General features: G+C 71.9%; 14 protein-coding genes and 1 pseudogene. 9 read left to right on the plus strand and 6 right to left on the minus strand.

Going from position 1 to position 13173, the window contains the following annotated elements:
• Positions 1–37 precede the first annotated feature (37 nt).
• The 9 genes and pseudogenes from AC2W7E_RS14685 (at position 38) to csrA (ending at position 7340) form a co-directional block, all read left to right on the plus strand.
• Positions 38–958 carry a flagellar motor switch protein FliM gene (locus AC2W7E_RS14685; protein WP_164498194.1) on the plus strand — a complete coding sequence of 307 codons (921 nt, stop codon included), beginning with the start codon at positions 38–40 and terminating at the stop codon, positions 956–958.
• Positions 955–1614, plus strand: a complete 660-nt coding sequence (gene fliN, locus AC2W7E_RS14690; protein WP_378869796.1) for a flagellar motor switch protein FliN — start codon at positions 955–957, stop codon at positions 1612–1614. Before AC2W7E_RS14685 ends, fliN begins: the two co-directional genes overlap by 4 nt.
• A 122-nt stretch (positions 1615–1736) precedes the next feature.
• A pseudogene (locus AC2W7E_RS14695) lies at positions 1737–1814 on the plus strand (flagellar biosynthetic protein FliO); the annotation flags it as partial.
• Between the two features lie 277 nt (positions 1815–2091).
• The gene (gene fliP, locus AC2W7E_RS14700) at positions 2092–2901 is read left to right on the plus strand and encodes a flagellar type III secretion system pore protein FliP (protein WP_071327508.1); all 810 of its coding nucleotides are present in this window, start codon (positions 2092–2094) and stop codon (positions 2899–2901) included.
• Positions 2898–3170 (plus strand): flagellar biosynthesis protein FliQ, encoded by a 273-nt coding sequence (gene fliQ, locus AC2W7E_RS14705; protein ID WP_025104366.1) that lies wholly within the window; start codon positions 2898–2900, stop codon positions 3168–3170. Before fliP ends, fliQ begins: the two co-directional genes overlap by 4 nt.
• Before the next feature lie 4 nt (positions 3171–3174).
• Positions 3175–3936, plus strand: coding sequence for a flagellar biosynthetic protein FliR (locus tag AC2W7E_RS14710; protein ID WP_025104367.1), 762 nt, complete (start codon positions 3175–3177; stop codon positions 3934–3936).
• Positions 3933–5024, plus strand: a complete 1092-nt coding sequence (locus AC2W7E_RS14715; protein WP_025104368.1) for an EscU/YscU/HrcU family type III secretion system export apparatus switch protein — start codon at positions 3933–3935, stop codon at positions 5022–5024. Before AC2W7E_RS14710 ends, AC2W7E_RS14715 begins: the two co-directional genes overlap by 4 nt.
• Complete coding sequence (locus AC2W7E_RS14720) at positions 5021–7084, plus strand: flagellar biosynthesis protein FlhA (RefSeq protein ID WP_485989388.1); 2064 nt, start codon at positions 5021–5023, stop codon at positions 7082–7084. Before AC2W7E_RS14715 ends, AC2W7E_RS14720 begins: the two co-directional genes overlap by 4 nt.
• Positions 7085–7088: 4 nt before the next feature.
• Positions 7089–7340, plus strand: coding sequence for a carbon storage regulator CsrA (gene csrA / locus AC2W7E_RS14725; RefSeq protein ID WP_060922132.1), 252 nt, complete (start codon positions 7089–7091; stop codon positions 7338–7340).
• An 8-nt stretch (positions 7341–7348) separates the two neighbouring features.
• On the opposite strand, the gene AC2W7E_RS14730 is transcribed toward csrA, so the two are convergent.
• The 6 genes from AC2W7E_RS14730 to AC2W7E_RS14755 all read right to left on the minus strand — a co-directional run bounded on the left by AC2W7E_RS14730 (position 7349) and on the right by AC2W7E_RS14755 (position 13076).
• The gene (locus AC2W7E_RS14730) at positions 7349–8485 is read right to left on the minus strand and encodes a hypothetical protein (protein WP_485989389.1); all 1137 of its coding nucleotides are present in this window, start codon (positions 8483–8485) and stop codon (positions 7349–7351) included.
• Positions 8482–10074 (minus strand): sensor histidine kinase, encoded by a 1593-nt coding sequence (locus AC2W7E_RS14735; RefSeq protein WP_485989390.1) that lies wholly within the window; start codon positions 10072–10074, stop codon positions 8482–8484. Before AC2W7E_RS14735 ends, AC2W7E_RS14730 begins: the two co-directional genes overlap by 4 nt.
• A gap of 209 nt (positions 10075–10283) precedes the next feature.
• Positions 10284–11129, minus strand: coding sequence for a response regulator transcription factor (locus AC2W7E_RS14740; protein WP_062766247.1), 846 nt, complete (start codon positions 11127–11129; stop codon positions 10284–10286).
• Positions 11126–11617 (minus strand): tRNA (adenosine(37)-N6)-threonylcarbamoyltransferase complex ATPase subunit type 1 TsaE, encoded by a 492-nt coding sequence (gene tsaE / locus AC2W7E_RS14745; protein ID WP_025104376.1) that lies wholly within the window; start codon positions 11615–11617, stop codon positions 11126–11128. Before tsaE ends, AC2W7E_RS14740 begins: the two co-directional genes overlap by 4 nt.
• Positions 11614–12720 (minus strand): alanine racemase, encoded by a 1107-nt coding sequence (alr, locus tag AC2W7E_RS14750; protein ID WP_025104377.1) that lies wholly within the window; start codon positions 12718–12720, stop codon positions 11614–11616. Before alr ends, tsaE begins: the two co-directional genes overlap by 4 nt.
• A complete protein-coding gene (locus tag AC2W7E_RS14755) occupies positions 12717–13076 on the minus strand; it encodes a holo-ACP synthase (RefSeq protein WP_485989391.1) in 360 nt (119 codons plus the stop codon). Before AC2W7E_RS14755 ends, alr begins: the two co-directional genes overlap by 4 nt.
• Between the last annotated feature and the right edge of the window lie 97 nt (positions 13077–13173).

Below are 13173 nucleotides of genomic sequence, written 5' to 3' on the forward strand. Positions count from 1 at the left end.
GCACGCCGCTCACCGCCCGATAGTCGGGTTCGTGGTGATGGATGACGGCGTGCGCTCTCGGGCGCGCGCGGAGACGGCGATCGCCGACGTCGAGGTCTACGACTTCGGACGCGCGGCGACGCTGTCGCGCGAGCACGCCCGCACCCTGGAGCTCGCGTTCGAGACGTTCGCCCGGCAGTGGTCGGCCCAGCTCTCCGGCAAGATCCACGTGCGCGCCACCATCGCCGTCGAGCACGTCGGCATGCTCACGTACGGCGAGTACGCGCAGTCGCTTCCCACCACGACGACCATGATCGTGTGCGCGCTCCCCGATTCGGACGAGCGCATGATCGTCCAGGTGCCGATCCCGACCGCGACCTCGTGGATCGTGCAGATGGTGGGAGGACGATCGACGTCCACCGCCGAGGACCGCACCTTCACCCCGATCGAGCAGGCGCTGATCCGATCGCTGATAGCCGACGCCATCGACCACCTCACCGGCAGTCTCGACGGCCTGCTGCCCGCCGGGGTGGCCGTCGCCGGCATCCAGTACAGCTCCCAGTTCGCGCAGGTGGCCGCCGCCGGGGAGCCGGTGATCGTCGCCCGCCTGTCGATGCGCCACGGCGGCCGGACGGTGCCCGCCAGCATCATGCTCCCCGCGTCGGTCCTCGCCGGGTTCGCGGTACGCGCCTCCGACGCCGACCGCACCGAGACCCCGGGACTGGTCCGGCGGCAGGTGGAAGCCGCCCCGGTCGAGGTGGCGCTGCGGCTGGCCCCCCGCACGGTGCTCCCCCGCGAGGTGCTCGATCTCGCCGTCGGCGACCTGCTGCCCCTGCCGCACGCCGCCGACCGTCCCCTGCTCCTCACCGTGGGCGACCAGACGGTCGCGACCGCCGCCGTCGGCAGCGCGGGCGCCCGGCTCGCCTGCGTCGTGACCGCCACCGTCCCCGAAACCGCCCCCGCTCAGGAGTCCGCGTGATCAGCACCACCGCTTACGAGTCCGCCGTCGCCGCCGCGTTCGCGGCCCGGCTGCCCACCGCCGCACCGGTCACCGCGCGCGCCTCGCAGGTGTCCGGCGACACCGGCGACGCGGTGGTCGCGCAGTTCGTCGGCGAGGCGAGCGCCCAGCTCGCCGTGCAGCTCCTCGACGCCGACGTGCTCGTCGACGGCCTCGGGGACCGCCCGCTCACCGACCGGCTGCTGGACGCGCTCGAGGCCGCGGCGACCGCCCTCGGTCCGGGCCTGCTCGGCGAGGCCGCGGTCGGCGACGCCTCGGCCGTCTTCGCCGACCCGCAGACCCAGCTCTTCGACCTCGTGGACCACACCGAGCGGACCATCGGCCGCCTCGCCGTGCGGATCACCCACCGCCCCGCGCGCCCGACCGGGGCCGACGGCCGCCTGCACCGCATCGCGGGCGTCGAGATGGAGCTGACGGTGGAGATCGGCCGCACCCGCATGGCCGTCCGCGACGTGCTCGACCTCGAGCCCGGCCGCATCGTCGAGCTCGATCGCTCCGCGGGCGCCCCCGCCGACGTCAAGCTCAACGGCCGCACGATCGCGCACGGCGAGGTCGTCGTCGTCGATCAGGACTACGCGGTGCGGATCACCCGCATCCTCGAGAACGTCGAGGCCTGACCCTGGACGACCTCCTGCTCGCGCTGCGGGTCGGGCTGTCGCTCGCCGCCGTCCTCGGGCTGCTCTGGTTCCTGCAGCGCCGGGTCTCGAAGACCCAGGCGCGGCGCCGCGACGCCGAGGCGATCACGGTGCTCGGGCGGCAGGGCATCGGTCCGAAGGCGCAGCTCGTGGTCGTGCAGACCGACGACGCCCGCTACGTGCTCGGGGTCACCGAGCACGGTGTGAGCGTGGTCGACGCCTTCCCCTGCGGCCGGAGCCCGCGGACTCAGAGGTCGGGCACCCGGCGGCCACCCGCACGGCCGACGACGCCGAGTTCGACCGCATCCTCGCCGCCGCCGCACTCACGAGCGCGCCGCCGGCGGTCGCCCCGGTCCCGGAACTCCGTCGCCGCGTGCGGCACCGCAACGACCCGCTCCGCGGCTCCATCCTCTCCCCCGACACCTGGCGGCAGACCGCCGAGGCCCTCCGGCGCGCACGATGACCGCGACCCGTGCCGTCGATCGCGGTCGCGCCTCGCGGCTGCTCGTCCTCGTCGCGGTCGCGATCCTCCTCGCCGTCGTCCTCATCGCCCTCACCGGCACCGCCGCGCACGCGGAGGTCACCCCGGACGACGGCGAGGGCGTGACGATCGACATCAACGGCATCGACGGCGGGCCGTCCGGCTCGATCCTCACCCTCCTGGGGATCACGCTGCTGTCGGTGGCCCCCGCGCTGCTGCTGATGATGACGTCGTTCACGAAGATCTTCGTCGTCCTCGCCATGACCAGGAACGCGCTGTCCCTCCCGACGATCCCGCCGAACCAGGTGCTCGCGGGCCTGTCGCTGTTCCTCTCGCTGTTCATCATGTGGCCCGTGCTGACCGAGATCAACACGCTCGCCGTGCAGCCGTACATCGACGGGGCGCTCACGTTCACGCAGGCCGTGGACGTCGGGCAGGCCCCCCTGCGGGAGTGGATGCTGCACTACACGCGCGAGGAGGACCTCGCGCTGATGACCCGGATGGCCGGGCAGGACAATCCGGAGGACGCCGCGAGCGTGCCGATGTACACGCTCATCCCCGCGTTCATGATCTCCGAGCTGCGGGCCGCCTTCATCATCGGCTTCGTGATCTTCGTGCCGTTCCTCGTGATCGACCTCGTCGTGGCGGCGGCGCTGATGTCGATGGGCATGATGATGCTCCCGCCGGTCATGATCTCGCTGCCGTTCAAGATCCTGCTGTTCATCCTCGTCGACGGGTGGGGGCTCATCATCAAAGCGCTCCTGGAGAGCTACGGAGGTGTGGGATGAGTCCCGAAGCCGTCCTCGACATCGGCGCCCAGGGGCTGCTGATCGCCGCCAAGCTCGCCGCCCCGATGCTCATCACCGCGCTCGTGGTGGGCTTCGCGATCTCGCTGCTGCAGTCCATCACCCAGGTGCAGGAGGTGACGCTGTCGTTCGTGCCGAAGATCGTCGCGGTGGGCATCGCCCTGCTCATCGCGGGGAACTGGATGATCGCCGAGATCATCGCCTTCACGAACGAGATGTTCGCCCGCATCCCGTCGCTGCTGAGCGGATGAGCCCGTGTTCATTCCGATCGACTTCGCGTGGCTGGAGGCCACCCTGCTCGCCGCCGTGCGCATCACGGCGTTCATCATGATCGCCCCGCCGTTCTCGTACGGGGCGATCCCGGTGCGCGTGAAGGCGATGCTCTCGATCGGACTGTCGCTCGCGGTGGGGGCCGCCGTCGCGCCCGGGTACGAGAGCTTGGACACCGGGCCGTTCCTCGGTGCGCTCGTGATCCAGCTGCTCACCGGGGCCCTGCTCGGCTTCCTCGTGCTGCTGTGCTTCTCCGCGGTGCAGGCCGCGGGCAGCCTGATCGACGTGTTCGGCGGTTTCCAGCTCGCCCAGGCCTTCGATCCGGCGGCGATGGTCAACGGCGCGCAGTTCACCCGGCTCTTCCACCTCACCGCGCTGACGCTGCTCTTCGCCTCCGGCGGCTATCAGCTCATCCTCGCCGGGCTCGCCCGCAGCTTCGACGCGGTGCCGGTCGACGGCATCTTCCGCGTGGCGGGACCCGCCGAGCTGCTCGTCGACGGGGTGTCCCAGATGGTGCTGGCGGCCGTGCAGATCGCGGGTCCTCTCGTCCTGGTGCTCTTCCTCGCCGACGTCGGGCTCGGTCTCATCACGCGCGTGGCGCCGGCGCTCAACGCCTTCGCGATGGGCTTCCCCGTCAAGATCCTCCTCACGCTCCTGCTCGCGGGCGCCGTGTACGTCGCGTTCCCGGGAATCGTCGACGCCCTCGCCACCCAGGCGTTCCGCCTGATGCAGGGGGTGACACCGTGAGCGGCTCGGACAGCGGCGAACGCAGCGAGAAGGCCACCGAGAAGCACCTCCGGGAGGCCAGGCAGAAGGGCCGGATCGCCCGGAGCCAGGACCTCACGGCGTGGCTCGGCATCGGCGCCGCCGCCGTCATGATGCCCGCCGCCATCGCCGCGGGGACCGCCGCCGGCACCGAGCAGCTGGTGACCCTCGCCGGGCTCATGCAGGCGCCTTCTCCGGAAGCCGCGCTCGCCGCCCTCGGACGGGCCCTCGCCTCGGTGCTGCCCACGCTGGGCGCACTGCTGGCCGCGGTCGCGATCGTGACGCTGTTCGGCGCGGTGGTGCAGGGCGGCGTGCACCTGCGGAAGCTGTCCGGGCGCTATGAGCAGTTCAACCTCGTCTCCGGCGTGCGGCGGGTGTTCGGCCTGCAGGCGCTGTGGGAGGGGGCGAAGGCGCTGCTGAAGACGGCCGCCATCGCCCTCGCCCTGTGGGTCGTCATCTCCGGGCTCATGCCCGTGCTCACGGCGAGCGGCGCGCACTCCGTGTCCCGGCTGCTCGGCACCGCGGCGGACGGCACCGCGGCCCTGCTGCAGACCGCCATCGCCGTGGGTCTGGTGCTCGCCGCGATCGACCTGTTCGTCGTGATGCGCCGCAACCGCAAGCACACGCGCATGACCAAGCGCGAGGTGCGCGACGAGAACAAGAACTCCGAGGGCGACCCGCTCATCCGGCAGCAGCGCCGGTCGCGTCAGCTCGCGGTGAGCCGCAACCGCATGATCGCCGCGGTCGCCGGCTCCGACGTGGTGGTCGTCAACCCCACGCACATCGCCATCGCGCTCGAATACGACCCCGGCACCTCCGCCCCGCGGGTCGTCGCGAAGGGCAGCGGCGTCATCGCCGAGAGGATCCGTGAGAAGGCGCTCGAGTCCGGCGTCCCCCTCGTCCGCGACATCAGCCTCGCCCGCGCTCTGCACGCCGCGTGCGAGCTGGGCCAGGAGATCCCCGAAGACCTCTACAACGCCGTGGCACGGGTCCTCGTGTTCGTCGACGCGCTGCGGCGCCGAGGCGCCGCCCGCGGCATCCACTCGCTCCCCTACCGGAGGACCGTATGAAGAAGCTCCTCACCACGCTCGGGGTGCCGATCGGCGTCGTCGGCATCATCATGCTGCTCGTCGTCCCGGTGCCGCCGTTCCTGCTCGACGTGCTGATCATCCTCAACATCATGTTCGCGCTGGTGATCCTGCTGACGTCGATGTTCGTGAAGAAGCCGCTCGACTTCTCGGTGTTCCCCTCGCTGCTGCTCGTGGCGACACTGTTCCGGCTCGGGCTCAACGTCGCCTCCACCCGCCTCGTCCTCGGCGAGGCGTACGCGGGACAGGTGATCGAGGCGTTCGGGGCGATCGCGGTGGGCGGCTCGCTCATCATCGGCGCCGTCGTGTTCCTCATCCTCGTCGTGATCCAGTTCGTCGTGGTGACCAAAGGTGCAGAGCGCGTGGCCGAGGTGGGCGCCCGGTTCACGCTCGATGCGATGCCGGGCAAGCAGATGGCCATCGACGCCGACCTCAACGCCGGCCTCATCAGCGACACCGAAGCCCGCGAGCGCCGGGCGGAGGTCGCCGCCGAGTCCGACTTCTACGGCGCGATGGACGGCGCCTCGAAGTTCGTCAAGGGCGACGCGATCGCCGGACTCGTGATCATCATCATCAACCTCGTCGGCGGCATCGCGATCGGCCTCGTCCAGCACGGCATGTCGATCGACCAGGCGGTGAGCACCTACAGCCTGCTCACGATCGGCGACGGCCTCGTCACCCAGATCCCTGCGCTGCTCATGGCGGTCTCGACCGGCATGATCGTCACCCGCTCGACCGCCGAGGCCGAGATGGGATCGGCCGCATCGACGCAGCTCGGCCAGTCGCGCAACGCCCTCATCATCGCGGGGTCCGCGGCCATCGTCATGGCGCTCATCCCGCACATGCCGATGCTCCCCTTCCTGGTGATCGGCGCCCTGCTGCTGCTCATCGCCCAGCGCATCACCGCGACCCGCAAGCGGGAGGAGGCGGAGGCGGCGCAGGCACCCGCTACCGCGCCGGTGGACCAGCCGGAGGAGCTCATCGAGCGCATGCGGGTGCACCCCCTCGAGATCCTCCTCGCCCCGGACATCGTCGATCTGGTGACCGGCGGCCCCGACGACCTCCTCGCGAGGGTCAAGGCGCTGCGGCGGCGCATCGCGCTCGACCTCGGTCTGGTCACCCCGCCCGTGCGCACCAGGGACAGCATCGAGCTCCCCCAGGCGACCTACGTCATCCGCATCGCGGGCGTCGAGACCGGGCGGGGCACCGCGCCGACCGGGTCGGTGCTGGCTCTCGGGCAGGGCCTGGACAGCCTGCCGGGGACCGCCGCCCTCGACCCCGTGTTCGGTCTCGAGGGCAAGTGGATCCCGATGGAGATGCGCCACAGCGCCGAGTTCGCCGGAGCCACGGTGATCGACCGGGCGAGCGTCATCATCACCCACCTGTCGAGCGTGATCCAGACGCACGCCGCCCGCCTGCTCAGCCGCGAGGACGTGCGTCAGCTCACCGACGCCCTGAAGCAGGTCTCCCCCTCGGCGGTCGAGGAGCTCACCCCCGCGCTGCTGTCGCTCGCGGAGGTCCAGCGGGTGCTGCAGGGGCTGCTCGCCGAACGGGTGCCGATCAACGACCTCAGCCGCATCTACGAGGCGCTCGCGCTCCGTGCGAAGACCTCCACCGACCCGGAGGGCCTGATCGAGGCCGCCCGTGCCGCCCTGGGGCCGGCCATCGCCTCCCGCTTCGCGGAGGACGGCACCCTCCGGGTCGTCATGATCGCCCCGCTGCTGGAGCAGGCGATGCTGGAGAGTCTCCGCCCCGGCGACGAGGGCTCGCAGATCGTCTTCGACCCACCGCGGATGGAAGCGGTGATCGCGTCGGTGAAGCAGGCCGTGGCGACGCCGACGGACGGCGGTGAACCGGTGCTCGTCTGCGCCCCCTCGCTGCGTCCCGCCGTGCGGCGGCTGGTGTCGGCGCAGACCGACGGCCTCCCCGTCCTCTCCTACAGCGAGGCGACCGCCGCTCCCCTCACGATCGAGACGATCGGCGTGGTCCGTGACTCCTCCACCGCGTCGCTCGGGGCCGCCCCCGCCGCACCAGTAGGCTGAACGAATGCTGGTGTTGACGAGGCGGATCGGTGAGAGCGTGCGCATCGACGGCGAGATCGAGGTCACGCTGCTCGACATCAAGGGCGACAGCGTGCGCATCGGCGTCAAGGCCCCGCGGGAGACCCGGATCCAGCGCACCGAGATCATCGAGGCCGTCGTCGCCGAGAACGTCTCCGCCGCCGCCGACACCGACGCGAGCGCCGCGGATGCGATCTCCGCGGCACTCGCGCGGGGGCGCGAGAAGCAGACCCCCTAGTCCCGGCGTCAGACGGCGGTCAGATCCGACTCCTGCGCGCGTTTCCACTGATCCCCGCCGGCGTCGCGTGCCCGTTCCGCCGCGGATGCCGCCGCCGCGACGAGCGCGTCGTAGTCGTATCCCGCGACGGATGCCGTCGCCCAGCCGATGCTGGCGGAGGAGCGGATCCCGGTCGCGGGCGCCTCCAGATCGATGATCGACACGGAGGCCAGGATCGCCCGCAGGTGGAACCGCACGGCCTCGTCGCTGCCGTGGATGATGACGATCGCGCGGTCGTCGGCGACCCGCTCCGCATCGGCTGTCGCCGGAAGCGCGTCGCCGATGTCCGCGTGGAACCGATCGGCGATGCGTCGGAAGCCGGCGCTGCTCGACGCCTCGCGGAGGTCGGTGGGGTCGTCCAGGCGGATGTCGAGGATCGACCAGGCGGGGTCCTTCTGCGCTGACGCCTTGCGAAGCCGCTCCCTGGCGCGCTCCGCCGCACCGTCCGCCCCGGGCGTCGCGGTCTCCACCCGGACGAGGAGCACGAGGGTGAAGGCCGCGCACGTGCTCACGACGATCGTGCCCACCGCGTTCATCCCGCGCAGCGCGCTGAGCTGCTCCTCCGTGCTCACGCCTCCCGAGACGAGGGCGGAGCCGGCGCTCACGACGGCGACCACGACGAAGCCGCACGCGGCGAGCGCGAGAGGCAGCACGATGTCGCGCGACGCCGGCTGCCCTCGGAGCAGCTCCCAGGCGAGCAGGCCGGCGAAGACCGCCATCGCCAGGAAGACGACGTGGAAGACCGGCAGATACCAGCGCGTGCCCGCCGTGAGGATCAGCGCCGTGGGGACGCCGACGAGCGCGAGGACGACCGGCAGCCAGGGGGCTGACCGTCCGAAGTGCATCCGCACCCCGAGCCACACGAGCGGCACGAAGGAGACGACGATCGCGGAGGCGGCCGCGCGGAGCACGGGGCTGCCGGTGTGGTGACCGGCCAACCAGAGGTAGGCGCCGAGCATCCCGATGCCGAAGGCGACGCCCCAGACGATGGTCGCCCTGCTCGGCCGCGCCAGGGTGGCGAGACCGACGACGATCGCGGTGAGCACGGTCACCACGGCCACCATGCTCGTGGTGACGTCGACGCTGACGGGCACGAGCGGCGTCATAGGGGGTCCTCTCTCATTCGTCGGGGGAAGCGGACGGTGACGGTGGTCCCGACGTCCACCTCGCTCGCCACGAGGATGGCGCCGCCGTGCGCGACCACGATGTCCCGCGCGATGCCCATGCCGAGACCGGTGCCGGCGATGCCGCCGCGCACGGCGCTGTCGGCGCGGAAGTAGGGCTCGAACAGCCGCGGCAGCTCCTCCTCGGCGATGCCGATCCCGGTGTCCGCCACGGTGACCTCGGCGTGTCCGTCCGACTCCGCCAGCCGCACCGTGATGCGCCCGCCCCCCGGCGTGTACTTCACGGCGTTGCCCAGGAGGTTGTCCACCACCTGACGCAGCCGGAACGCGTCGCCCGTGATCACCATCCGCTCGGCCCCGTCGAGGACGAGCTCCTGCCGCGCGGCCCCCATCAGGGGCGCGAACGACGCGGCCGACTCCTCGACGACCACGCGCAGGTCCACCGGCTCGAAGGGGTCGTGCGAGACCCGCCCCGTCTGGGCCTGCATGCTCGTGACGAGATCCTGCAGCCGCTCCCCCGCGTCCGCGATGACCTCGATCTGCGCGGGAACCCGGCCGGGGAGGTCGTCGCGCTCCCGCAGGAGCTCGACGTGCCCGATGATCGCGGTCAGCGGGTTGCGCAGCTCATGGGAGATCACGGCGGTCAATGCCCGCCGCTCCTCGGCGGCCTCCAGGAGCGCGGTGACGTCGTCGATGACGACGAGGGTGATGCGCTCCCCCTCCCGGGCTCCGGCGATGGGCTGCGTGGTCACGGCCAGGGCGTGCCACTGCCCTGCCCCGTCGTACAGCCACACCCGCTCCTCCCGCATCGACTCCCCCGCGGCGGCCCGCGCCAGCGTCGTGCGCTCCGGGGTCAGAGCCGTCCCGCGCCGGGCGTCGTACTCGACGGACGCCGACGGGAGCGCCGTGCCGAAGCGGTCACGGCCGTAGAGAGTGCGGTAGGCGTCGTTCATCTGCAGGATGCGGCCCGCGGAGGTGACCACGACCAGCGCGATGCGCAGCGCGTCGATGACCTGCGTGACGCGCTCCTGGTTCGTCTCGGCCCGCTCCGCCGCCCGGTTCACCTGCTCGGAGCGGCGCTGCAGGAGCCGCCGTGCCGCGCCGGAGCGCTGGGCGCCGATGCGGACCGTCACGCCGAGGAAGCTCAGGGTGATGACGACCGTGAGCACGCGCAGCAGCACGTCCTCCGGCGGGCCGGAGCGGTCCGAGAAGAACACCAGGCAGCCGCCGCTGAGCGCGATGCCGACGAACACCCAGGGCATCGAGAAGTAGGTCGCCAGCCAGACCACGGGGAAGACCCAGAGGAAGCCGAGCCGGAGATCCGGCACGTTCGTCGTCAGTCCGACCCCGAGCACGTCGAGCAGCGGGAGGACCGTCACCGCCGTGCGCGGCAGACGTCGCCACGGGACCATGAGCGCCACCAGGGTGGTGACGACGATGAGGCCGATCCCCCCGATGAACAGCGGGATCGCGAGGGTCTGCGGCTTGAAGCCCGCGACCATCACCACGATGGCGACGATGCTCGCGGTGAACACCAGCTGCCACCGCCAGATCGAGACCGTGCGGATCATCAAGGTCCGCCTCCCGGTCGATCCTCAGCATTCACGCAAGATTACTCAAAGATCGTCACATCTCGCTCTTCAGGAGGCGTTCGCGCCCTACGATTCTGAGTGGGAGCCGACGCTGCGACTGGGGATTTCGCAGAAGCTGGGGCCGCGCGAGTGGGGATTCGCAGGCATCCGGGGCCGCGGTGGGGGAGCCGCGGCCTCGCCCCCTCCCGTCAGGGGCGCCGATCGTCGGACGTGAGGCGGTATCCGACGCCACGCACCGTCTCGATGTAGCGAGGGGCGGTGGGACTGTCGCCGAGCTTCCGACGCAGATTGGCCATGTGCGTCTCGATCGCCCGCTTGTCGGGTTCGCTCACCCGATCGAAGGCGTCGCCGGAGGCTCCGCGCAGTCCGAGCGCGAGGTCGGCTTTGCTGCAGACCCGGCGGCCGGCCTCGAGGAGCGCCGCGAGCAGGTCGAACTCGGTGGGGGTGAGTTCGACGGGGCGCTGGGCGACGAGCACGAGGCGCGTGTCGAGGTCGAGACTGAGGTCACGGTGCACGAGCCCTCGCCACGTGGCCACGGTGGCATCGGCGGCGGCACCGGCCGGGAGCGCGGCACTCGGGGCGGGTGAGGCCGCGGGCACGGGGGTCGAAGCCGCCGGGACCTGCGCGGCGGCGAGAGGGAGCGGGTCCGTCGCCGGGGTGCGGGTGCGCCGGAGGAGCGCCTCGATCCGGGCACGCAGCTCGCGCGGCCGGAAAGGCTTCACCAGGTACTCGTCGGCACCGGAGGTGAGGCCGAGCACCACGTCCGACTCGTCGGCCAGGGCGGACAGCATGATGATGAAGGTGTCGCTGACCTGTCGGATGCGCCGCGCGACCTCGAAGCCGTCGATGCCGGGGAGGTTGATGTCGAGCGTGGTGATGATCGGACGGTGCGCCGCGACCGCCGCGAGCCCCTCCGGCCCGGAGCCGGCCAGCACGGTGCGGAACCCCGCGGCGAGGAACACCTCGTCCAGCAGCGACCGGACCCCGGGGTCGTCCTCGATGATGACCGCGACCAGCGGCTCCCCCGCCGTCACGCGCGCTCCTCACGGGTGATCGTGACGACGCGAGGTGCGTCGGCGTCGAGTTCCGACGGGTCGAGGGCGTCGTCCTCGCCGGCACCGACGGGGCGTTCGATCTCGATGTCCCACCAGGCGTCGGCGAGCTCCTCCGCCATACCGCGGCCCCATTCCACGACCACGACCGATCGCTCCAGGTCGAGGTCGAGGTCGTCGAGTTCCGCCGCGGAGCCGAGGCGATAGGCGTCGACGTGCACGAGCGGCGCGCGGCCGACGAGCGACGGATGCGTGCGGGCGATCACGAACGTGGGGCTCTGCACGGGACCGCGCACCCCGAGGCCCTCGGCCAGGCCGCGGGTGAACGTGGTCTTGCCCGCCCCCAGCGGCCCGGTGAGGATCAGGAGGTCGCCCGGCTCGAGCTGCTCGCCGATGCGCAGGCCGAGCTGCTCCATCTCCTCGGAGGTGGAGATCCGGCGGCGTCCGAGGAACGCGGGGTCCAGGCTCACGTCGTCCTCCGCGGCACCCGGTGACCGATGCGGGTGACGATCTCGTAGCCGATCGTGCCGGCGGCCTCCGCCCAATCCGTGGCCGACGGCACGCCGAGGGTCGGATCCCCGAACAGGGTGACCTCGTCACCGACACCCACCGGTGCATCCCCGACGTCCACGACGAACTGATCCATCGCGATCCGTCCGACGTTCGTGTAGCGGCGCCCTCCGATCGACACGGGCAGGCGTCCGGAGGCGCTGCGGGGCACGCCGTCGGCATAACCGAGGGGCACGAGCGCCAGGGTGGTCTCGCGGTCGGTGCGGTGCACGTAGTCGTAGGAGACCCCGGTACCGGCGGGAACACGACGGACGGCCGCCACCGCCCCGCGCAGGGTCATGGCCGGGCGCAGACCCAGTTCCGCGGAGGAGCGGTCGTCGAAGGGCGAGAGGCCGTACGTGCCGATGCCGATGCGGACGGCGTCCAGCCGTGTCTCCGGCAGGTCGATCGCGGCGGCCGTGGCGGCGATGTGGCGGATCTCCGGGCGTACGCCGAGCGCCGCGGCCTGCGCCACACCCTCCTCGAACCGGGCGAGCGCGGCGCGGTCGTCGGCCGGCGAGGCGTTGGAGAGGTGCGAGAAGAGGCCCACGATGCGCAGGCGGCCGATGCGCTCCAGCCGGGCGGCCTCGGCGAGCACCGTCCCCCAGTCGTCGGGAGCGATGCCGTTGCGCGAAAGCCCGGTCTCGAGCTTCAGGTGCACGGCGACCGGGCGGTCCGCGGACGCGGCGGCGGCGGCCGCCTGCAGCTGGTCGTACGACGAGATGCCGACCTCGACCCCTTCCGCTGCCGCCTCCAGGAACCGCTCCCCCGGGGCGTGCAGCCAGGCCACCACAGGCGCGTGCACGCCCTGACGCCGCAGTTCCAGCGCCTCCGGGATCTCGGCCACGCCGAGCCGCGTCGCACCGGCGGAGAGCGCGGCCACGGCGGTCGCGGCGGCGCCGTGCCCGTAGGCGTTGGCCTTGACGACGACGAGCACCTCGACTCCGGTGAGCCTGCGGAAGTGTCGCACGTTGTCGGCGATCGCATCGAGGTCGATCGTGGCCTCGCGGAAGGGGACGGTCACAGCGGGGCTCCTTCGGCGACGACGAACGCGGCGGCGAGACCGGCGTCGTGGGTGAGGGTCAGATGCAGCGTCAGGATGCCGCGCTCCTCGACGACCGCGGCGGTGGATCCGGACAGCACGAAGTGCGGCTTTCCGGAGGCCTCCGAGGCGATCTCGATCTCGGTCCAGTGCACGCCGTCGGAGCCGCCGAGTGCCTTGATCAGCGCCTCCTTCGCGGCGTACCGTGCGGCCAGCGACGGCAACCGGAGGTCGCGCTCGGACGGCGCGAACAGCCGCTCCCGCAGCCGCGGGGTCCTGGTCATCGTGCGCTCGAACCGCGGGATGTCCACGAGGTCGATGCCGGTGCCGATGATCACGCGTTCAGCCTACTCGGGCTTGCCCACCCACCCCTCTCCGTACACCCCACCCCTCTGCGTGCGCACGCAGACAGGGGCTAGGGGACGGGGAAACAAC

The sequence above is a fragment of the Microbacterium sp. CFSPD4_SD4 genome (assembly GCF_057364585.1).